The organism is Halomonas alkaliantarctica (assembly GCF_029854215.1).
Classification (GTDB): Bacteria; Pseudomonadota; Gammaproteobacteria; order Pseudomonadales; family Halomonadaceae; genus Vreelandella; species Vreelandella alkaliantarctica_A.
Window position 1 is genome coordinate 2,728,602 of sequence record NZ_CP122961.1, and the last position, 23,076, is coordinate 2,751,677.

At 59.0% G+C, this 23,076-nt stretch carries 9 protein-coding genes; 3 read left to right on the forward strand and 6 right to left on the reverse strand.

The window, feature by feature from the left end; all coding sequences use genetic code 11:
* The 4 genes from QEN58_RS12500 to QEN58_RS12515 form a co-directional block, all read right to left on the reverse strand.
* Window positions 1-1,026 (reverse strand): patatin-like phospholipase family protein, encoded by a 1,026-nt coding sequence (locus tag QEN58_RS12500; protein WP_280103970.1) that lies wholly within the window; start codon window positions 1,024-1,026, stop codon window positions 1-3.
* A gap of 14 nt (window positions 1,027-1,040) precedes the next feature.
* Window positions 1,041-1,946 (reverse strand): alpha/beta fold hydrolase, encoded by a 906-nt coding sequence (locus tag QEN58_RS12505; protein ID WP_280103971.1) that lies wholly within the window; start codon window positions 1,944-1,946, stop codon window positions 1,041-1,043.
* 261 nt (window positions 1,947-2,207) lie between these two features.
* The gene (locus QEN58_RS12510; protein ID WP_280103972.1) at window positions 2,208-4,799 is read right to left on the reverse strand and encodes an ABC transporter permease; all 2,592 of its coding nucleotides are present in this window, start codon (window positions 4,797-4,799) and stop codon (window positions 2,208-2,210) included.
* Window positions 4,796-5,596, reverse strand: a complete 801-nt coding sequence (locus QEN58_RS12515) for an ABC transporter ATP-binding protein (RefSeq protein WP_425270330.1) — start codon at window positions 5,594-5,596, stop codon at window positions 4,796-4,798. Before QEN58_RS12515 ends, QEN58_RS12510 begins: the two co-directional genes overlap by 4 nt.
* 61 nt (window positions 5,597-5,657) lie before the next feature.
* Here QEN58_RS12515 and QEN58_RS12520 point away from each other — a divergent pair, with 61 nt between their 5' ends.
* The 3 genes from QEN58_RS12520 (at window position 5,658) to QEN58_RS12530 (ending at window position 9,053) form a co-directional block, all read left to right on the forward strand.
* A complete protein-coding gene (locus QEN58_RS12520) occupies window positions 5,658-6,335 on the forward strand; it encodes an arylesterase (RefSeq protein ID WP_280103974.1) in 678 nt (225 codons plus the stop codon).
* Between the two features lie 94 nt (window positions 6,336-6,429).
* Complete coding sequence (locus tag QEN58_RS12525) at window positions 6,430-7,134, forward strand: transglutaminase-like cysteine peptidase (RefSeq protein WP_280103975.1); 705 nt, start codon at window positions 6,430-6,432, stop codon at window positions 7,132-7,134.
* Between the two features lie 14 nt (window positions 7,135-7,148).
* A complete protein-coding gene (locus QEN58_RS12530) occupies window positions 7,149-9,053 on the forward strand; it encodes an EAL domain-containing protein (protein ID WP_280103976.1) in 1,905 nt (634 codons plus the stop codon).
* Window positions 9,054-9,120: 67 nt separating this feature from the next.
* Here QEN58_RS12530 and QEN58_RS12535 read toward each other — a convergent pair whose 3' ends face one another.
* Both QEN58_RS12535 and QEN58_RS12540 read right to left on the reverse strand, forming a co-directional pair.
* A complete protein-coding gene (locus QEN58_RS12535) occupies window positions 9,121-9,444 on the reverse strand; it encodes a tryptophan synthase subunit beta like protein (RefSeq protein ID WP_280103977.1) in 324 nt (107 codons plus the stop codon).
* Between the two features lie 101 nt (window positions 9,445-9,545).
* Complete coding sequence (locus tag QEN58_RS12540; protein WP_280103978.1) at window positions 9,546-22,949, reverse strand: immunoglobulin-like domain-containing protein; 13,404 nt, start codon at window positions 22,947-22,949, stop codon at window positions 9,546-9,548.
* Between the last annotated feature and the right edge of the window lie 127 nt (window positions 22,950-23,076).

The following is a 23,076-nucleotide window of genomic DNA, read 5'->3' on the forward strand; positions in this document are numbered from 1 at the left end:
TTACTCTGTAGCGTCGGAAGCGATCCCAGGCATGCGCCGCTCCAGCGCCTCATCGGCCAAATGGCGGCCTAGGCGAATCAAATCTCGGCCCCGGTAAAATTCGTAAGTACTACACACCGTTTTGGGTATTTCGATCAGCACATCGGGTGGGTAACCCGCCACCTTGTACTTGGCCAACGCCGCTTGAGTAATATCAAACGACTCCAAAATCATATCGAGCTTGCTCCACTCGCGCTTGCCGCGCGCTTCAATCGTTTCTTCTTGCTCTTCACCCTCGCCGTTTGCATCCTCCCCATTGGCACCCAACCCTGCCCACAATTTTTGGGTAGCGGCGCGCACATCGCCTATCCAACGGCCCATGCGTTGATCACGGTCGATCTCTTTTTGGGTGCGACTATCGGCGGCGTTCTCCTCTTGAGGCAGTAATTCCTCTAGGGTCACCGGCAACGGGCTATGGGCAGTCACATTCACCGCCACCACATAGTGTGCTTGGTGGGCGGCTACCGTAGGCATAATCGGCAGTGGGTTGAGCAGTCCGCCATCCACCAACACTTGGTCACCTAGATGAACAGGGGTTATAACACCTGGCACGGCCATTGAGGCACGAATCGCCTGCAGCAACGGGCCACTTTGAAACCACACTTCACGTTGACGCACCAGGTCTGTCGCTACGGTGGTGACGGGGATCGCCAGGTCTTCAATCAGAATATCGCCGACCAGCGCTTCCAGTTTGCTCATGACTTTGCTGGCCCGCATCGCGCCCATTGGACTCCAGGTGACGTCCACCAGTTTGAGCACATCCAGGTAGTCGAGTTGACACACCCAGTCACGGTATTCCGGAAGCTTACCCGCAGCATAAATACCACCAATCACCGCGCCCATCGAACACCCGGATACCGCCACAATTTCAAACCCTCGCGCCTCCAGCGCTTCGATCACGCCGATATGTGCGTAGCCGCGGGCGCCACCGCTCCCCAGCACCAGCGCGACCTTATTGCCACTATTCAAGTGTGCCAATTCATTCATGCTACGTTCCTTGCCTAGATGTTAACGGTGTTACCCCAGTGACCGCGTATAACCGAGGCGACTTGCACCACAACCTTGGGCTCCAAGTGTAAGTGATGGCCCCCCTTAAGCACTTGGCGAGTTAACCCTTTTACCGCTTGCCGCGCCTGTTGGGCCCATTGGCGCTCGCCCAAAATCCCCTGCGTCCCTTCTATCAATAGCAGCGGAACGTTAATTTCCGCCAGTAGAGATAGCACTTGCTGCGGCGTAAAGCGCACCAGGGACGGCTTCAATAGCCGGCTGTCGGTGCGCATTTGCACGTGACCATCGGCGGTAGGTTGGGTATTGCGCTCCACTAGCGGCGTTGCCGTTATGCTGTCCACCGGCGTGACACCGCCAGCAACACGCGCAGCGACGGCAGTCTCGATATCGGGGTAACGCGGTGCTCGTGACAGCGGCTTACGGTAGGCTGTTAGCCCCTTACGCAGTTGGCTGGCGGTTTCATCACTGGGCGTATTGAGCGCCCCCAACCCATCAATCAGCGTTAGCCGCTCGACGCATTCAGGTAGCGAAGCAGCGAGCAAGCAGGCCACGGCCGCGCCCATGGAATGGGCCAGTAAGCTGGTTTGCTCAAGGCCGAGATCTTCCATGGCATCCAGCACATCGTGGCAATAATCCCAAAGCGCATAGTCACCACCCTGTGGCGCGTGCGCCGAATGGCCATGGCCACGAAAATCCAGCGCCACAATACGAATATCCAACGCTTCGACCAATAGCGGGGCTAACCGGGTAAAGCTGGCCGCATTATCAAGCCAGCCGTGCAAGGCCAGCCAGATTGGGGCGTCTGCACGCCCCCAGCTCAGCGCCGCTAGGCGGCCTTGAGCAAGTAAAAGCGACTGCGGCGCAACAGAGTGCGCCGCTGAAAGGTTAGATTGAGGCATAAGTAACAGTCCTGAATAAACAGCTAATGATCCTAAACAAACGTTAGCGTCACTGGGCCAGCAAGATGACGGCGTAAGCGACAAACGTTACCATGCTAGGAATGTTTTACCTCAACCTTGTACTTAACATAGTACTTAACACTGCATTGGTGCCGTTATGAAACCACGTCGCGATACCCGCGCCCGTAATCTGGTCTTTTTTGTTGCTGTCATCAGCGCCACCGTCGTCGGTTTCTGGTTAGCAAAATAAGCTGTGGATCACTAAGCCTCGCCGAGCAGACCCAAGCTGGCTGCCGGCGCTTGGCGACGCAATCCCCGCGAAAGCGCATGGCCAATGACACCGATCAACAGCGCCCCGCCAACGGGGAGGAAAACCCATAGCACCAGGTGCAAACGCGGGGTGAGATCCAGCAGGTAAATGTACAGCACGGCCGAGGTTAGCTCAGCAAGCACCGCCCCCATCAAACCACTGGCAAAGCCCAACAACGCGTATTCAGCCCCCTGCACCCGTGAAATCATCCGGCTACCTGCGCCAAATACGCGCAGCAGGCCGCTTTCATGAGCACGTACTGGACGACTTGCGGTCAGCGCGGCATACAACACGCTAATCCCTGCCAGCAGCACCAGGGCGAGCACCAGCTCTACCGCCCGGGTGACTTGGGCAAGCACATCCCGCACCTGACCTAAAATTGCGTCTACGTTAAGCAACGAGACACCGGGGAAAGCGGTGATCAGCTCACGAATTAGCCCCTGCTCCGTCTCGGGCAGGTGAAAAGCCGTAATGTAGCTATGGCCAAACTTCTCCAGCACCCCTGGCGGGAAGATGACGAAGAAGTTTGGTTGAAAGCTGTCCCAGTTCAGACTGCGCAGACTGGTAATTTGGGTAGCGATTTCATCGCTACCCACCGAGAAGGTCATCTCATCACCAACGCTTAGCCCAAGCCTTTCGGCGAGCCCATCCTCCATGGAAATGGGCACCGGCGCCGACTGTGGCGTTGCATCGACAGCGCTCATCCAGTGTTGGCGTTCATCGCCCCGGTCAGTGTCAACGTTACTGCCCAGTTGGTCGGGCGAGAACCACTCGCCTGCCACCACTTGGTTGCCTTCCGGCACTTCTGATTGCCAAGTTAGGTTGAGTTCACGGCGCAGTGAGTTGTCGCCCCGAGCATCCGGTGGCACCGCATCTCTGGGCGGCTGATCATTAATCGCAATTACCCTTCCGCGCACCATGGGGTAGAGCGTACTTTGGGTTTCCACCCGCGGCGAGACCGTCGCTTCAAAGGGGTCACGCTCGGAAGGCTGAATATTGATAGCAAAGTAGTTAGGCGTATTCTCAGGCAGTTGATCCTGCCAGGTGCTTAGTAAATCGCCCCGCACCAAGACAATCATCGCCATGGCAAAGAAGGTCACCGAGAAAGCCAGCAACTGGCCCAGGCCCGCTTGTCGCCGCCGAGCCAATTGGCGGCCACCTAAACGGAGCGCCTGTGACCACTCACTACGCCCGGAGAACCGCTGCACGACGCGCAATAGGCCGCTAAGTAACAAGGCGCTAATCATCCACAGCACGCCAAGCAACAACGCACCGCCGATTAACAACCCAATCGCCAGCGGCAAACTGCCCGAATAGAGCCACAGCAACCCACCAAACACGACACCCGCTACGCCGACGACCAGCCAAGCTGAAGGCGGCAGTGGATCAAGCTCCCGACGCAGTACTTTAAGTGCGCTGACTTGCTTAATACGCAGCAGCGTTGGCCCGGCAAACCCGACGAGTACGGCAAGCGCGGTGAAGACCCCCAACCCCAGCGGCATCAGCCCCGGAGGAGGAAGTGTCATGGGTAGGAAACTCACCAACAGCCAGATCAGCACCGCTTGGCCAAGCAGCCCAAGCAGCGCCCCAATGACCGCCGCTACCAGCGCTAAGCCGAGTAGCTGCAGGGTAAATATCGTCACTAACTGACGCTGGCTGGCACCAAAACAGCGCAGCAAAGCAGCGGTATCCAAGTGGCGTTCCACATACCGCCGGGTAGACATTGCCACGGCCACGCCCGCGAGCAATACCGCCGCTAAACCGGCTAACCCCAGGTAGCTTTCCGCACGCTGCAACGCATTACCAAGCTGAGGGCGGTCAACGCGAACATCCCGTACCTCTACCCCGTTGCGGCGTAATTCGGCAAGCAGCCCTTGTACTTGATCAAGCGCTTCCGGCGGGCCTGCGGCTAGAATTTCAAACTCAATCCGCGAGCCTTCTTGAACCAGGCCAGTCGCATCGACATCCGCTGTATTGAGCATCAAACGCGGGTTAAAACTACCAAAACCACCGGACTGATCCGCTTCGCGCTCAATGATCCCGGTTACGGCCAGTTCGGTTTGGCCTACCTGCACTCGATCACCCAGCTCAATCTCTACCAGTTCCATCAAGCGCGGGTCAGCCCACGCCTCCCCAGGTGGCGGACCAGAGGCGATTTGTTCTGTGCCATCGCCAAAGTCTACGTAGGAGGTGCCGTAGTGTGGGTAGACCTCATCCACGGCTTTTAAGCTGGCAGGCTGAAAGCGCCCACCGCGGCTAATCATTGATACCAAGTCAACTTGATCGCTAAGCACAAAGCCTGCGCTCTCCAGACGTTCGCGCAACTCTGCTGAAAACGGATCGCGCTGCTCCAGCACTAAGTCACCGCCCAGCATCTGCCCTGCCTGGCGCTCAAGGCCGCGCTCTATCCGATCAAGAAAAAACGCAATCATGGTGGAAGCCGCGACAGCCAATACCAGGGCAATAAATAGCGCACGCACATCAGCAGCGCGCAGGTCCCGCTTGAGACTGCGCATCGCCAAACGCCAATTCACATCGCTCATTGCGCGCCCTCATCAATCGAAGCGGCAGTTGGCACGATGTTTTCAAGTACGGCTTCTAGCTTGCCATGATCTAATCGCAAGCAGCGATCACAGCGCCGCGCCAAGGCGTGGTCGTGGGTAACCAGAATAAGCGTGGTGCCCGCCTCACGGTTTAAGGTGAAAAGCAGATCAATGATTTGCGCGCCGGTATCGGGATCTAGGTTGCCGGTGGGCTCGTCGGCAAATACCAGCTCGGGATCAGTCACAAAAGCGCGGGCCACGGCAACGCGCTGCTGCTCACCACCGGAAAGCTGTTTGGGTAAGTGGTTCACTCGCTCACCAAGCCCCACACGCTCCAACCACCGAGCAGCGGTTTGCGTTTCCCCGGCGCGGGGCGACAATTCAAGGGGCAGCATAACGTTCTCAAGTGCGCTCAAGGTGGGCAGCAGTTGAAAGTTCTGAAACACAAAGCCCACTCGCCCGGCACGCAGAGCTGCACGTCCATCCTCATCCAAACGACTTAGCGCGTGCCCAAACAGCGTCAGTTCGCCGTCGCTCGGCGTGTCAAGACCGGCCAACAGGCCCAACAGCGTTGATTTCCCGGCGCCGCTTTTACCTAAGATGGCAACGCTCTCACCTGCCGCTACACTAAGCGACAGGTCGTGTAAGATAGTGAGCGAGCGCTCACCGCTGGTGACTTTTTTTGACAGCTTGTCAGCGTGCAGCACGGGTTGCCTAACAGCGCCCTGGGGAACATCGTTTACCGCTTGGTTGTCGGTATTAGACTGGCGCTCACCCTGGGGTGACTCGCTCGACACTGATATAGCCGTAGTCACATTGGCAGTTTTATCTGAGGAGCTTGAACTTGAGGAATAAGACATGAAGCGTGGCATCCCTGTGGCATGGCATGGACTGAACCGCATGGTAACCGGATGGCTGGTGCTGCTGATAGTCACCTTTGCCTCATCGCCTATCAACGCAGACGCAGACGCAGACCCCACGCTGCTGGTGATGGGTGATAGCTTAAGCGCCGCCTACGGCATTGAGCGCGATGAGGGCTGGGTGAGCCTGCTGGCAGAACGCTTGGAAGATGATGCACAAGTCGTTAACGCCAGCATTAGTGGTGAAACGACGTCCGGGGGTCTACAAAGGTTCACTGAACTTCTCGGACAACAGCAGCCGGATATTGTTCTCATTGAACTGGGCGGCAACGATGGTTTGCGCGGTTTATCCCCCAATCAAATGCAGGCGAACTTAGCCAGCATGATTGAGCAAAGCCAGGAAGCAGACGCTCAAGTGCTCTTGCTAGGCATCGATATCCCGCCCAATTATGGGCAAGCGTACCGGGATGCTTTTACCGGCGTCTTTTATTCGCTGGCAGAGGAGTACGATGTATCGTTAGTGCCTTTTTTACTTGAGGATATCGCCCTGAACGATGCGCTAATGCAGAGCGACGGCATTCACCCTACCGCCGATGCACAGCCGATTATTCTGGACAATGTATGGCCCGAGCTTAAGCCGCTATTAGAAACAACCCATCAGGCAGCGGTTCAATAAGCAGCTAGCATCACCCTTTTGAGTGAGAGGTGTAGCACTTCAACCCGCCAGCTTGTAATCTTAACCTCAATTTGGCGGTTACTAACGGCGACTCATGCCTGCATCCTCACATCACAACCCTACTGTATTCTCGCGTCGACAGTTCTTGGCAACTGTCGGCGCGCTTTGGTTGGGCGCAGGCCTAGGCATACATTCAACGCCTGCGGCAGCGTTTGACACACAACGCTTACGCCAAAGCATGCAACAACAGTATGGCCAGGCCGGTTTAGCCGTATTAGAAGAGTGGTTTGCCCTGCTTCAACAGCTGCAAAATCAAGATGTTCAAACCAAACTGCGCGGGGTTAATGACTTCTTTAATCGCCGCATCCGGTGGATTGACGATATCCGGGTGTGGGGGCAAGAGGATTATTGGGCAACGCCTTTAGAAGCGATGGGTAAAGGCCAGGGAGATTGCGAGGACTACTCCATTGCCAAGTACATTACCCTCAAACAGTTGGGTGTTACCAGCCAGTATCTACGCATGATTTATGTCCGTGCACGCATTGGGCGTAGTCAAATTACTCAAGCCCATATGGTGCTGGGCTATTACTCGACCCCGGACGCAGAACCGTTGGTGCTAGACAATATTGTCCCCTCCATCACCCCTGCCTCTCAGCGTACTGATCTCGACCCACTGTTTAGTTTTAATAGCGACGGCCTCTGGGCTGGCGGTTCATCTGAATCCCGTGCAGATCCATTGGCTCGGCTATCACGCTGGCGCAGCGTCATCGAACGTATGCAAACCCAGGGTTTCATTTAAGAGGAATTGGCACGATGTCACTTATCAAGCAACTTTGGATTGCCATTATCGCCCTGCTACTGCTGTCTTTCATTGGTAGCCTCGCCATTAGCATTACCACTAGTCGCGATTATATCGAGCAGGAAGTGCGCATTAAAAATGAAGACAATGCCACCGCGCTGGCGCTTTCCATGAGCCAGCTCGATAAAGACCTTGTCACCCTGGAGCTATTAATCGCTGCTCAGTTTGATACGGGCTATTACCGCCAAATCACGCTGCGTGATACGGACGACACTGTACTTATTGAGCGATCAGCAGAAGAGTATAGTGGCGATGTGCCTGCATGGTTTCGTCAGCTTGTCGAGTTTGATGTGCCCAGCGGCATAGCGACAATCCAAGACGGCTGGCGCCAGTACGGCACGTTGGAGCTTGAGAGCCAGCACAGTTTTGCCTATTCCTCTTTATGGCGCAGCATGCTGGAACTCGCTGCTTGGTTTTTACTCGCCGGAGTCATTAGCCTAGCGATTGCTACCGTGATCGTTCGTGGTATTAAGCATCCTCTTTCCCGCGTGGTCACTCAGGCACAAGATATCAGCGCGCGTCGTTTTACCACCATCAAAGAGCCACGCACGCTGGAATTGCGCCAAGTCACCCAAGCGATGAATGTGTTGTCCGCTAATGTTCATCAAATGCTGAGTCACGAAAGCCATAAGCTCGACGAGTTACGTCGCCATTTACAGCATGACCGAGTTACCGGTGCGTTGAACCGCGATGTGTTTATGGGCAAACTTTCATCTCAATTAAGCAGTGAAGATGCCCGCGCAACGGGCATGCTGATCATGGTTCGCGTCCAGGCATTAGAGACACTCAATGAGCAGCTCGGCTACGCCGCCACCGACCAACTTTTAAGTACTCTCGTTACCCAGTTGGGACAATTGGACACTGCGTGGGCAGAACCGATGATTGGCCGCCTTAACGGTAGTGATTTTATCTTTATGCTACCGCTTATGGATGATGTAGAGGAGCTCAGAATCCAGGTGATGGCAACATTGGCCGAGGTAGCCGCCACTCAGCCCGACGTGGAGATTTATCTACCCACGGCGATTGTGCCTTACGCACCACATGATGAACGCGGCACACTATTAGCCACCCTGGATGACGCCTTGGCACAAGCCGAAAGCCTAACGTCCTTTGAGCAGGTAGTTGTGCGTCAGCGCAAGCGTATCTCACTCTATAGCAGCCATGCCGAATGGCGAAACGCACTGGAATCAGCGATTCTAGTCGGCCCTGAGTTGGCGTACTTCCCGGTAGTAGACGCCCAAGGCGACATCATCCACTACGAATGCCCGGCCCGCTTACTGCTAGGCGGAAACTGGCAAACCGCCGGGGTCTTTATTCCCTGGATAACCCGCTTTGATATGGAGCCAGCGCTCGATTTAGCCGTGGTCAAAAAAGCGCTCACTAACCTCCAAACAGACCTTAAGCCGGTAGGCATTAACCTCTCTGCGGCGTCTATCACGAATACCCAGTTTGTTAACGAACTGCGGACGTTGCTGGTAGCACACCCACTACTGGCCAAGCAGCTCTGCTTTGAAGTGCCCGCGACACTAAGCACGCACGCGATTGGCAGCTTACGAGGTCTTTGCACTGCCTTACGCCCGCTGGGATGTACGTTTGGCATTGAGCATGTGGGGGCAGAGTTCACTAAACTTGCCGATTTGCACGATGTGGGACTTGCTTACTTAAAAATGGATAGCAGCCTTATTCACCAACTACATGCCTCAAATGAGCAGCAAACCATCGTACGCGGCATGGCCACGCTCTGCCATTCATTAGGCATTCAGGTGATTGGGGAAGGCGTTGCAGACGATGAGGAAATCGCCTGCCTGTTCCGTGTGGGTGTCGATGGCGCCACCGGACCGGGCGTACGTCATGCATAAGCCCCGTTCTGGGATAACGAGACTCGAGTTAACAGCGAGCGTAGCGATACGGTTTCGTCGATTAGGACTAAATCGTGTCGCTGTCACCGCCTAGTAAATCGACGTTATTTTTCACCCGCAGCGATTTACGCTCCATCACTTTGGCCTGTGCAGCTTCCGGCAGGTCAGTGAAAGTGATAATTCCCTTTTCTAGTAGTACTTCCAAAATATCTTCTACTACCCTTACAAACGCCAAGTCAGACGCGATAAAGTGAGACGTTGAGCCTGGCTGGTCGGCCAGAAAAGCCAGTACTTCAGGTGAATCCGGGGCGATAGTTTCATTGCACTCAGACGTCGGCTCTTTGCTGAGCATAACGATCTCGCCGGATGGATTGCGTTTGGTGTAGAGCATGGCCTTTCCTCTGTGGGTAAAAGCATTAAAGAACTGTCTATTAGCATACCGAACTAGATACAGAAAGGCCGCCCTTAGGCGGCCTTGTTACTTCTATTTACTTATTGGTCTATTTTAAGCTGTTCATTGTCCAACATACTCTGGATAAAGTCCGAAGAGTTTCCACCTTGCGGCATCTCAACGCCTTTCAATACGATATGTTGATCAGCATTGCTACCATCCGCTGCCAAACTGCCATCAGACTTAATATGTAGCACAGTGTCATCACCCTGCTGCTCGGCGAAAATATAGTCATCGATGTTTCCGCTGTTTTCATCTTGCAGAAGGTCTGCTAAATCTAGACGATCAGCTTCATCATCAACGCCAAACTCACCCAGTTGGAAATCCATTACCTGGTCTTCAGCAGGGTCGTTCACTGCGCCTTGATCGCCAAACTCCCACTTAAAGGTATCAGCACCTGCACCACCATAGAGGAGGTCGTTGCCTTCGCCGCCCACTAGCAGATCATCGCCGCCTTGACCGTAGAGAACATCATTGCCTTTGCCGCCATACAACTGATCATCACCGCCACGAGTATCACCCGCCACATTGAACTCATCATGACCGGCCTTGATGTAGTCATACAACTGCTGTTCAGAGGGCTCTACACCGCCATTGCTGACTGTTAAGTATTCCTTCAGAGCCGACAGACCGGAGCCGGGTGGCAGCTCGCGGCCCTCCCATTGCAGTGCATCCGTGTTGATGGTATCGCCAAAAATGATGTCGTTCCCATCGCCGCCGTGCACAATGTCATCGCCCACATTAGCCAATTCGTTAGTGCTGGAACCACCTTGGAGGGCGGCATCTAGCTCATTCGAACTATTTATAATATCGACTTCACCTTGGAGCACGTAAGGTGTCAGGGTGACGTTATCAATATAGAGAGCGGCATTATTATTGTTCCACCAACTACTATCATCAACACTTAATACAATACGGTATGCGCCCTGCTCTAGCATATCGCTTGAAACGGTATCCCAACGGCCCATGTTGCTCAGACTTCCGCCCTGGCCCTCGACTTCTTGCCAATTATTACCGTTCAGTTTCTGTAGTTGCCAACTCGCACTGTCGCCAAGCTTAATGTCAGCGTAATAAGCAAAAGAAACACCTGCATACTTATCAGCACCGATAGTAAACTGCGGTGTAGCAACTTCATAAGCCAAACCATTCGCAGACGTGTCAGTAATGACCATGCTGTTATAACGGCCAGAACGATCTAAACTGCCGCCTGAAGAAGATTTATCCCAGGTATTTGTGTTCCCCCAGTTATTGCCATCACTAAAATCAGCCAGGGTTTCGACCGAAATACCGTAAGGTGCTTTGACAAAGCTCATTTGCCCCGTATTGTCGAAATACTCAAGCCTACTTTCAGTTACTCCACTACCTATGCCGATCGCATGCACTGCGCTTTGTTCACTTAAAGAACCGAAAGCATCAATCGCATCTCGCATATCTTTATCGTTGGTAGTGCCTCCACCACCGTTATCCCCGCTGTTACTGAACGTTGGATCCCCATCCGTCAGGAAGTAGGTTAAGTTCTCAAACGAATTGCCACTACCATCTGAAGAAGGTTGACCATTAAACCATTCAGCAGCTTTATCGAATGCAGCTTCGTAGTTAGTTCCTCCATTGGCAGATAACGCTTCAATCCTTTCAACTAACTGCCCAACATTAGCAGATGTGAGATTATTGAAAGACCACCCTGTCGCGCTCTCGGCAAAGCCTACCAGCGTTACGTTTACCACCCCATCATGCTCTGCTAACTGGTTTGACAGGTTCTTAAGGGCATCAATAGTCAGCTTCATGCGGGATTCGTTATACGATACGTTGTTCTCTTTGCCATTTAGGTCAAATTTCATTGAGCCCGAAGTATCGACAACCAGTGCAATATTATAGTTTTGACCTGGCTGAATGTTGGTCTCAGCGCCTCCGTTGTCGCCCAAGATAATATCGTCCCCTTGGCCACCTTGGATCGTATTATCACCATTGTTCGCGGTTTCAAGATCGCCCTTGTAAAGCGTCAGGCTGACAGGAACATCCACATTCTCAAAGTTACCATTGACGCTAATAACCTCTGCAGTCAGGTCGCTTTGGCCATCCGTTTCAACCGCGACACTGCCCTTACCGTTACGATCAAGATTGACGATGTACTCCTGACCATCAATATTGACCGTAGCCGTCGGGAAAGTGTCAATGAAGTCGAACTGACTTTCATCAGGTCGATTAGACGTCTCGATTTCGAAGATAACGTCAGAGGTACCGCCTATACTGGTCGCATCACCGTTCATTACTTCTTTGTAGGCAATTGAGTGGATCAGATAGTCGTCGTCATAGCCGACCGCCGTGAACTCGGCGCTTGTGAATGTGTCGCCGCTTCCCGGTTTGAAGTTATAGGCATTGTCAATGCGGTCAGAGCCACCCTGTGCCCGCTCAGTCCTGGTTACATCGCCATTGGCGTCGTAGTAGGTAATAAAGGCTTCCGTTGATGTACCGCCACCCGAAACAATCGCTGAACCAACAGAGTTTCCTTCTTCGTCAAAGAACTCTACTTTTGCTCGTTCATTGTTGTTCCGCCAGGCGAACTGAACGTCAAAGTTATTCACCTCATTATTGAAGTTGACAACGATACTTTCACTGCCTGCACTGCCGAAACCAAGCTCGCTGCTCGCTCCCCCGCCGGTAGTTCTCCCGACCACACCAAATCCATCATGGTTGGTGCCAGTCACTTTGGAAATAGTCCCTTCACTACCATTAGGGTTGGAGGCCGTTACGGTAAAGCTATCGGTATTATCTACATTGCCAACGTTAATAACGGATGTTTTCGTCACAATCGCGCTAATGCTGACGTCGGTGGTGTCGATAGTGTCGTTGACATTAACCGTAGCAGTATCAGTAGTATCCAGGTCTTCAAAGTTGTTATCGCCTTGATCGACGACAGTGACCTCGTAGCTTTCCGGATCAATGTAGACATCGTCACCCTGGATATCGAACGGTGTCGAGGTACCCTCGGTGGCTCCTTCAGCAAACGTGATAGTGGACCCATTGCTCAATGTAACGGTGAACTCTTGGCCCGCCGCATTGCTGAGCGTGGCAGAAATCGTACCGGTGCCAGCTCCCTCGTCAACGCTGACGTCGTACAACATTAGTGTCGTCGTGTCGATGGTGTCGACGACACGGGTCTCAGCGGCGTCACCCAGGGTGACGTTCTCGAACGCGCTGCCGTCAGTGGCAGCCGCGCCTTCCAGGGCAACGGTGACGGTCTCGCCGTCCACGAACACGTCGTCGCCTTGGGCGTCACGGGTGTAGGTGGTCTCGAGCTCACCGGCGGCGATGGTGACGGTGTTGCCGTTGTCGAGCGTGACGGTGACGTCGCGGTCCACGGCTTCGCTGAGGCTGACCGTGAAGGTCTGCGCTTCGGCTTCGGTGAACTGGGCTTGGTCGGCCACGATGCTGACGCTGATCGCGTCACCGCCGTTGGGCGTGCCGGGGTCGCCCGGATTACCGGGGGTGCCGGGTTCGTCGGTAACAGTGACGCTGGTCTCACCGGCGGTGGCGAGGTCTTCGAACTCGCTGTCGCTGTCGTTGAGCACGGCGTCGATGCTGTTGACCAGGGTGGCCTGGCCGCCCACGAAGGCGTCATCGGCGGCGGTCACTGCCACGCTGCCCGTGGTTTCACCGGCGGCGATGGTCACTAAGGAGCCGTCGGCGAGGCGGAACTCGAGGCCGTTGTGGCCACCGAGGTTAGCCCCGGCCGGGCCGGTCAGGGTGACGGTGTAGGTGACGGTGCCGCCTTCGGCGACGCTGGATGTGTCGGCGCTGAGGGTGGCGGTGACGGTGTCGAGGGTGTCGACCACTTGCGTCTCAGCGGCGTCACCCAGGGTGACGTTCTCGAACGCGCTGCCGTCAGTGGCAGCCGCGCCTTCCAGGGCCACGGTGACGGTCTCGCCGTCCACGAACACGTCGTCGCCTTGGGCGTCACGGGTGTAGGTGGTCTCGAGCTCACCGGCGGCGATGGTGACGGTGTTGCCGTTGTCGAGCGTGACGGTGACGTCGCGGTCCACGGCTTCGCTGAGGCTGACCGTGAAGGTCTGCGCTTCGGCTTCGGTGAACTGGGCTTGGTCGGCCACGATGCTGACGCTGATCGCGTCACCGCCGTTGGGCGTGCCGGGGTCGCCCGGATTACCGGGGGTGCCGGGTTCGTCGGTAACAGTGACGCTGGTCTCACCGGCGGTGGCGAGGTCTTCGAACTCGCTGTCGCTGTTGTTGAGCACGGCGTCGATGCTGTTGACCAGGGTGGCCTGGCCACCCACGAAGGCGTCATCGGCGGCGGTCACTGCCACGCTGCCCGTGGTTTCACCGGCGGCGATGGTCACTAAGGAGCCGTCGGCGAGGCGGAACTCGAGGCCGTTGTGGCCACCGAGGTTAGCCCCGGCCGGGCCGGTCAGGGTGACGGTGTAGGTGACGGTGCCGCCTTCGGCGACGCTGGATGTGTCGGCACTGAGGGTGGCGGTGACGGTGTCGAGGGTGTCGACCACTTGCGTCTCAGCGGCGTCACCCAGGGTGACGTTCTCGAACGCGCTGCCGTCAGTGGCAGCCGCGCCTTCCAGGGCAACGGTGACGGTCTCGCCGTCCACGAACACGTCGTCGCCTTGGGCGTCACGGGTGTAGGTGGTCTCGAGCTCACCGGCGGCGATGGTGACGGTGTTGCCGTTGTCGAGCGTGACGGTGACGTCGCGGTCCACGGCTTCGCTGAGGCTGACCGTGAAGGTCTGCGCTTCGGCTTCGGTGAACTGGGCTTGGTCGGCCACGATGCTGACGCTGATCGCGTCACCGCCGTTGGGCGTGCCGGGGTCACCCGGATTACCGGGGGTGCCGGGTTCGTCGGTAACAGTGACGCTGGTCTCACCGGCGGTGGCGAGGTCTTCGAACTCGCTGTCGCTGTTGTTGAGCACGGCGTCGATGCTGTTGACCAGGGTGGCCTGGCCACCCACGAAGGCGTCATCGGCGGCGGTCACTGCCACGCTGCCCGTGGTTTCACCGGCGGCGATGGTCACTAAGGAGCCGTCGGCGAGGCGGAACTCGAGGCCGTTGTGGCCACCGAGGTTAGCCCCGGCCGGGCCGGTCAGGGTGACGGTGTAGGTGACGGTGCCGCCTTCGGCGACGCTGGATGTGTCGGCGCTGAGGGTGGCGGTGACGGTGTCGAGGGTGTCGACCACTTGCGTCTCAGCGGCGTCACCCAGGGTGACGTTCTCGAACGCGCTGCCGTCAGTGGCAGCCGCGCCTTCCAGGGCAACGGTGACGGTCTCGCCGTCCACGAACACGTCGTCGCCTTGGGCGTCACGGGTGTAGGTGGTCTCGAGCTCACCGGCGGCGATGGTGACGGTGTTGCCGTTGTCGAGCGTGACGGTGACGTCGCGGTCCACGGCTTCGCTGAGGCTGACCGTGAAGGTCTGCGCTTCGGCTTCGGTGAACTGGGCTTGGTCGGCCACGATGCTGACGCTGATCGCGTCACCGCCGTTGGGCGTGCCGGGGTCACCCGGATTACCGGGGGTGCCGGGTTCGTCGGTAACAGTGACGCTGGTCTCACCGGCGGTGGCGAGGTCTTCGAACTCGCTGTCGCTGTTGTTGAGCACGGCGTCGATGCTGTTGACCAGGGTGGCCTGGCCACCCACGAAGGCGTCATCGGCGGCGGTCACTGCCACGCTGCCCGTGGTTTCACCGGCGGCGATGGTCACTAAGGAGCCGTCGGCGAGGCGGAACTCGAGGCCGTTGTGGCCACCGAGGTTAGCCCCGGCCGGGCCGGTCAGGGTGACGGTGTAGGTGACGGTGCCGCCTTCGGCGACGCTGGATGTGTCGGCACTGAGGGTGGCGGTGACGGTGTCGAGGGTGTCGACCACTTGCGTCTCAGCGGCGTCACCCAGGGTGACGTTCTCGAACGCGCTGCCGTCAGTGGCAGCCGCGCCTTCCAGGGCAACGGTGACGGTCTCGCCGTCCACGAACACGTCGTCGCCTTGGGCGTCACGGGTGTAGGTGGTCTCGAGCTCACCGGCGGCGATGGTGACGGTGTTGCCGTTGTCGAGCGTGACGGTGACGTCGCGGTCCACGGCTTCGCTGAGGCTGACCGTGAAGGTCTGCGCTTCGGCTTCGGTGAACTGGGCTTGGTCGGCCACGATGCTGACGCTGATCGCGTCACCGCCGTTGGGCGTGCCGGGGTCGCCCGGATTACCGGGGGTGCCGGGTTCGTCGGTAACAGTGACGCTGGTCTCACCGGCGGTGGCGAGGTCTTCGAACTCGCTGTCGCTGTTGTTGAGCACGGCGTCGATGCTGTTGACCAGGGTGTCCTGGCCACCCACGAAGGCGTCATCGGCGGCGGTCACTGCCACGCTGCCCGTGGTTTCACCGGCGGCGATGGTCACTAAGGAGCCGTCGGCGAGGCGGAACTCGAGGCCGTTGTGGCCACCGAGGTTAGCCCCGGCCGGGCCGGTCAGGGTGACGGTGTAGGTGACGGTGCCGCCTTCGGCGACGCTGGATGTGTCGGCGCTGAGGGTGGCGGTGACGGTGTCGAGGGTGTCGACCACTTGCGTCTCAGCGGCGTCACCCAGGGTGACGTTCTCGAACGCGCTGCCGTCAGTGGCAGCCGCGCCTTCCAGGGCAACGGTGACGGTCTCGCCGTCCACGAACACGTCGTCGCCTTGGGCGTCACGGGTGTAGGTGGTCTCGAGCTCACCGGCGGCGATGGTGACGGTGTTGCCGTTGTCGAGCGTGACGGTGACGTCGCGGTCCACGGCTTCGCTGAGGCTGACCGTGAAGGTCTGCGCTTCGGCTTCGGTGAACTGGGCTTGGTCGGCCACGATGCTGACGCTGATCGCGTCACCGCCGTTGGGCGTGCCGGGGTCACCCGGATTACCGGGGGTGCCGGGTTCGTCGGTAACAGTGACGCTGGTCTCACCGGCGGTGGCGAGGTCTTCGAACTCGCTGTCGCTGTTGTTGAGCACGGCGTCGATGCTGTTGACCAGGGTGGCCTGGCCACCCACGAAGGCGTCATCGGCGGCGGTCACTGCCACGCTGCCCGTGGTTTCACCGGCGGCGATGGTCACTAAGGAGCCGTCGGCGAGGCGGAACTCGAGGCCGTTGTGGCCACCGAGGTTAGCCCCGGCCGGGCCGGTCAGGGTGACGGTGTAGGTGACGGTGCCGCCTTCGGCGACGCTGGATGTGTCGGCGCTGAGGGTGGCGGTGACGGTGTCGAGGGTGTCGACCACTTGCGTCTCAGCGGCGTCACCCAGGGTGACGTTCTCGAACGCGCTGCCGTCAGTGGCAGCCGCGCCTTCCAGGGCAACGGTGACGGTCTCGCCGTCCACGAACACGTCGTCGCCTTGGGCGTCACGGGTGTAGGTGGTCTCGAGCTCACCGGCGGCGATGGTGACGGTGTTGCCGTTGTCGAGCGTGACGGTGACGTCGCGGTCCACGGCTTCGCTGAGGCTGACCGTGAAGGTCTGCGCTTCGGCTTCGGTGAACTGGGCTTGGTCGGCCACGATGCTGACGCTGATCGCGTCACCGCCGTTGGGCGTGCCGGGGTCACCCGGATTACCGGGGGTGCCGGGTTCGTCGGTAACAGTGACGCTGGTCTCACCGGCGGTGGCGAGGTCTTCGAACTCGCTGTCGCTGTTGTTGAGCACGGCGTCGATGCTGTTGACCAGGGTGGCCTGGCCACCCACGAAGGCGTCATCGGCGGCGGTCACTGCCACGCTGCCCGTGGTTTCACCGGCGGCGATGGTCACTAAGGAGCCGTCGGCGAGGCGGAACTCGAGGCCGTTGTGGCCACCGAGGTTAGCCCCGGCCGGGCCGGTCAGGGTGACGGTGTAGGTGACGGTGCCGCCTTCGGCGACGCTGGATGTGTCGGCGCTGAGGGTGGCGGTGACGGTGTCGAGGGTGTCGACCACTTGCGTCTCAGCGGCGTCACCCAGGGTGACGTTCTCGAACGCGCTGCCGTCAGTGGCAGCCGCGCCTTCCAGGGCAACGGTGACGGTCTCGCCGTCCACGAACACGTCGTCGCCTTGGGCGTCACGGGTGTAGGTGGTCTCGAGCTCACCGGCGGCGATGGTGACGGTGTTGCCGTTGTCGAGCGTGACGGTGACGTCGCGGTCCACGGCTTCGCTGAGGCTGACCGTGAAGGTCTGCGCTTCGGCTTCGGTGAACTGGGCTTGGTCGGCCACGATGCTGACGCTGATCGCGTCACCGCCGTTGGGCGTGCCGGGGTCACCCGGATTACCGGGGGTGCCGGGTTCGTCGGTAACAGTGACGCTGGTCTCACCGGCGGTGGCGAGGTCTTCGAACTCGCTGTCGCTGTTGTTGAGCACGGCGTCGATGCTGTTGACCAGGGTGGCCTGGCCACCCACGAAGGCGTCATCGGCGGCGGTCACTGCCACGCTGCCCGTGGTTTCACCGGCGGCGATGGTCACTAAGGAGCCGTCGGCGAGGCGGAACTCGAGGCCGTTGTGGCCACCGAGGTTAGCCCCGGCCGGGCCGGTCAGGGTGACGGTGTAGGTGACGGTGCCGCCTTCGGCGACGCTGGATGTGTCGGCGCTGAGGGTGGCGGTGACGGTGTCGAGGGTGTCGACCACTTGCGTCTCAGCGGCGTCACCCAGGGTGACGTTCTCGAACGCGCTGCCGTCAGTGGCAGCCGCGCCTTCCAGGGCAACGGTGACGGTCTCGCCGTCCACGAACACGTCGTCGCCTTGGGCGTCACGGGTGTAGGTGGTCTCGAGCTCACCGGCGGCGATGGTGACGGTGTTGCCGTTGTCGAGCGTGACGGTGACGTCGCGGTCCACGGCTTCGCTGAGGCTGACCGTGAAGGTCTGCGCTTCGGCTTCGGTGAACTGGGCTTGGTCGGCCACGATGCTGACGCTGATCGCGTCACCGCCGTTGGGCGTGCCGGGGTCACCCGGATTACCGGGGGTGCCGGGTTCGTCGGTAACAGTGACGCTGGTCTCACCGGCGGTGGCGAGGTCTTCGAACTCGCTGTCGCTGTTGTTGAGCACGGCGTCGATGCTGTTGACCAGGGTGGCCTGGCCACCCACGAAGGCGTCATCGGCGGCGGTCACTGCCACGCTGCCCGTGGTTTCACCGGCGGCGATGGTCACTAAGGAGCCGTCGGCGAGGCGGAACTCGAGGCCGTTGTGGCCACCGAGGTTAGCCCCGGCCGGGCCGGTCAGGGTGACGGTGTAGGTGACGGTGCCGCCTTCGGCGACGCTGGATGTGTCGGCGCTGAGGGTGGCGGTGACGGTGTCGAGGGTGTCGACCACTTGCGTCTCAGCGGCGTCACCCAGGGTGACGTTCTCGAACGCGCTGCCGTCAGTGGCAGCCGCGCCTTCCAGGGCAACGGTGACGGTCTCGCCGTCCACGAACACGTCGTCGCCTTGGGCGTCACGGGTGTAGGTGGTCTCGAGCTCACCGGCGGCGATGGTGACGGTGTTGCCGTTGTCGAGCGTGACGGTGACGTCGCGGTCCACGGCTTCGCTGAGGCTGACCGTGAAGGTCTGCGCTTCGGCTTCGGTGAACTGGGCTTGGTCGGCCACGATGCTGACGCTGATCGCGTCACCGCCGTTGGGCGTGCCGGGGTCGCCCGGATTACCGGGGGTGCCGGGTTCGTCGGTAACAGTGACGCTGGTCTCACCGGCGGTGGCGAGGTCTTCGAACTCGCTGTCGCTGTTGTTGAGCACGGCGTCGATGCTGTTGACCAGGGTGTCCTGGCCACCCACGAAGGCGTCATCGGCGGCGGTCACTGCCACGCTGCCCGTGGTTTCACCGGCGGCGATGGTCACTAAGGAGCCGTCGGCGAGGCGGAACTCGAGGCCGTTGTGGCCACCGAGGTTAGCCCCGGCCGGGCCGGTCAGGGTGACGGTGTAGGTGACGGTGCCGCCTTCGGCGACGCTGGATGTGTCGGCGCTGAGGGTGGCGGTGACGGTGTCGAGGGTGTCGACCACTTGCGTCTCAGCGGCGTCACCCAGGGTGACGTTCTCGAACGCGCTGCCGTCAGTGGCAGCCGCGCCTTCCAGGGCAACGGTGACGGTCTCGCCGTCCACGAACACGTCGTCGCCTTGGGCGTCACGGGTGTAGGTGGTCTCGAGCTCACCGGCGGCGATGGTGACGGTGTTGCCGTTGTCGAGCGTGACGGTGACGTCGCGGTCCACGGCTTCGCTGAGGCTGACCGTGAAGGTCTGCGCTTCGGCTTCGGTGAACTGGGCTTGGTCGGCCACGATGCTGACGCTGATCGCGTCACCGCCGTTGGGCGTGCCGGGGTCGCCCGGATTACCGGGGGTGCCGGGTTCGTCGGTAACAGTGACGCTGGTCTCACCGGCGGTGGCGAGGTCTTCGAACTCGCTGTCGCTGTTGTTGAGCACGGCGTCGATGCTGTTGACCAGGGTGTCCTGGCCACCCACGAAGGCGTCATCGGCGGCGGTCACTGCCACGCTGCCCGTGGTTTCACCGGCGGCGATGGTCACTAAGGAGCCGTCGGCGAGGCGGAACTCGAGGCCGTTGTGGCCACCGAGGTTAGCCCCGGCCGGGCCGGTCAGGGTGACGGTGTAGGTGACGGTGCCGCCTTCGGCGACGCTGGATGTGTCGGCGCTGAGGGTGGCGGTGACGGTGTCGAGGGTGTCGACCACTTGCGTCTCAGCGGCGTCACCCAGGGTGACGTTCTCGAACGCGCTGCCGTCAGTGGCAGCCGCGCCTTCCAGGGCAACGGTGACGGTCTCGCCGTCCACGAACACGTCGTCGCCTTGGGCGTCACGGGTGTAGGTGGTCTCGAGCTCACCGGCGGCGATGGTGACGGTGTTGCCGTTGTCGAGCGTGACGGTGACGTCGCGGTCCACGGCTTCGCTGAGGCTGACCGTGAAGGTCTGCGCTTCGGCTTCGGTGAACTGGGCTTGGTCGGCCACGATGCTGACGCTGATCGCGTCACCGCCGTTGGGCGTGCCGGGGTCGCCCGGATTACCGGGGGTGCCGGGTTCGTCGGTAACAGTGACGCTGGTCTCACCGGCGGTGGCGAGGTCTTCGAACTCGCTGTCGCTGTTGTTGAGCACGGCGTCGATGCTGTTGACCAGGGTGTCCTGGCCACCCACGAAGGCGTCATCGGCGGCGGTCACTGCCACGCTGCCCGTGGTTTCACCGGCGGCGATGGTCACTAAGGAGCCGTCGGCGAGGCGGAACTCGAGGCCGTTGTGGCCACCGAGGTTAGCCCCGGCCGGGCCGGTCAGGGTGACGGTGTAGGTGACGGTGCCGCCTTCGGCGACGCTGGATGTGTCGGCGCTGAGGGTGGCGGTGACGGTGTCGAGGGTGTCGACCACTTGCGTCTCAGCGGCGTCACCCAGGGTGACGTTCTCGAACGCGCTGCCGTCAGTGGCAGCCGCGCCTTCCAGGGCAACGGTGACGGTCTCGCCGTCCACGAACACGTCGTCGCCTTGGGCGTCACGGGTGTAGGTGGTCTCGAGCTCACCGGCGGCGATGGTGACGGTGTTGCCGTTGTCGAGCGTGACGGTGACGTCGCGGTCCACGGCTTCGCTGAGGCTGACCGTGAAGGTCTGCGCTTCGGCTTCGGTGAACTGGGCTTGGTCGGCCACGATGCTGACGCTGATCGCGTCACCGCCGTTGGGCGTGCCGGGGTCACCCGGATTACCGGGGGTGCCGGGTTCGTCGGTAACAGTGACGCTGGTCTCACCGGCGGTGGCGAGGTCTTCGAACTCGCTGTCGCTGTTGTTGAGCACGGCGTCGATGCTGTTGACCAGGGTGTCCTGGCCACCCACGAAGGCGTCATCGGCGGCGGTCACTGCCACGCTGCCCGTGGTTTCACCGGCGGCGATGGTCACTAAGGAGCCGTCGGCGAGGCGGAACTCGAGGCCGTTGTGGCCACCGAGGTTAGCCCCGGCCGGGCCGGTCAGGGTGACGGTGTAGGTGACGGTGCCGCCTTCGGCGACGCTGGATGTGTCGGCGCTGAGGGTGGCGGTGACGGTGTCGAGGGTGTCAACTATTTCATGCGATGTGGCATTATTGACCAGATTAAGATCTTCGTAACCACTGTTGTTACTACCTTCAAGATTGGACGGTGCACCAATAGTGTCACTATCAACGAATACATCTGGATCGCTGAACGTGAACTCGGTGGTGCCACTGGTGGCACCTGCCTCTACCGTAATAGTTTGCTGTTCACCATTAACATCGAAGGTGAAGGTCTCAGCCGTTGTCGGGGCGGTACCCAGTGTGATGGTGTAGATCACCGTAGCACCGTCTTCGTTACTACCTGCTACTAGGGTAGAGGTGAGCGTTGCATTAACGGTGTCACTATCATCTACCACATTGACCGTGGCGGTACTCTCGGTATTAAGATCCTCATAGTTACCACCCTCGGTCTCACTGATGCTCACCGCGACAGGGGTATTACCTTGCTGGAACTCGTCATCATCACGAGAAGTAAAAGTGACCTCCCCACTGGTCGCTCCAGCAGCAATAGTGATTTGCTCGCCATTACTTAGGGTAATGATAAGGTCGGTAATTGGAGCATTATCAACGCTAGCAGTGATGGTGATTGAATCACCTTCGGTGACCTGTTCAGGACCACTCAGCGTTATAGTCGTAGTATCGTCATCATCTACCACATTTACAGTATCGGTAGCGGTGGTATCGAGAGTGTCGTATCCACCGCCAGTAGCATCAGAAATAGTTAACGATTGAGGCTCGTCACCTTGAAGGTAAACATCGTCTGGGCGGCTATCGAAGGTTACGCTACCAGTGGTTTCACCAACGGGAATAATGATCTGCTGACCGTTACTTAGAGTGATTACCAGCGGGCTATCTTGGGGAGCGTTATCGACACTCGCTGTTACTGTAATAGGTTGCCCTTCGATGATCTGCTGCGGAACACTAAGTGTGATGGTGCCAGACAAGCCCGGAACCGGCTCTGGCGTCGGCTCAACCACCTCATCTTCAGCAGCTGCCGCATCGGGGGCACCGCCAAAGTCAACGAACTCACTTTCTTCGAGGCCACCGGAAGTTTCAAAACTTAACGGGTCGGTTTGTTCGGCAATACGGGCAAGACGCACGAAATCATGTCCCTCGCCACCGCCGCCAGCGCCACCACCCGCGGCAGTTGCATCAAGAATATCGAGAAGGTCGCCTTCTTCATCTTCAAGCGCAGCTAACAGCGCTTCAAGATCCTGATCCTGGGCACTGGCATCTTCAGTGGACACAAGCTGGTCGCTGTCGAGTTCGGAAGAGACAACCACTTCTTGGCCGCCCTCCACGAAACTGCTGCCCGCGCCATCAGCAAAATCCAGTTCTACACTGCCATTACTGGAAGTAATGAGGACTTCACCTTCCTGCAACACATCACCAATACTCAGCTCACGCAGGTTACCTGATTCATCACGTGCCCAAGCCTGACCAGAAATTGCAATAACGGTTGCAGCTGCCATGTAGATCTCCCGAACTAATAAAGAAGCCGATTTCTTGCGCTTTGCACTAGGGAATTATCGGCATATACCATCATCTTAGGCGGGTGAACTACAAAAAAGTATTGTACTGATGGACAGAAATAGGCTT

What these genes read in the sequence shown, in the direction of transcription:
- QEN58_RS12540 (WP_280103978.1), bottom strand. Translation starts at nt 22,949, where the DNA reads ATGGCAGCTGCAACCGTTATTGCAATTTCTGGTCAGGCTTGGGCACGT.
- QEN58_RS12505 (WP_280103971.1), bottom strand. Translation starts at nt 1,946, where the DNA reads ATGCCTCAATCTAACCTTTCAGCGGCGCACTCTGTTGCGCCGCAGTCG.
- QEN58_RS12510 (WP_280103972.1), bottom strand. Translation starts at nt 4,799, where the DNA reads ATGAGCGATGTGAATTGGCGTTTGGCGATGCGCAGTCTCAAGCGGGAC.
- QEN58_RS12535 (WP_280103977.1), bottom strand. Translation starts at nt 9,444, where the DNA reads ATGCTCTACACCAAACGCAATCCATCCGGCGAGATCGTTATGCTCAGC.
- QEN58_RS12530 (WP_280103976.1), top strand. Translation starts at nt 7,149, where the DNA reads ATGTCACTTATCAAGCAACTTTGGATTGCCATTATCGCCCTGCTACTG.
- QEN58_RS12500 (WP_280103970.1), bottom strand. Translation starts at nt 1,026, where the DNA reads ATGAATGAATTGGCACACTTGAATAGTGGCAATAAGGTCGCGCTGGTG.
- QEN58_RS12525 (WP_280103975.1), top strand. Translation starts at nt 6,430, where the DNA reads ATGCCTGCATCCTCACATCACAACCCTACTGTATTCTCGCGTCGACAG.
- QEN58_RS12520 (WP_280103974.1), top strand. Translation starts at nt 5,658, where the DNA reads ATGAAGCGTGGCATCCCTGTGGCATGGCATGGACTGAACCGCATGGTA.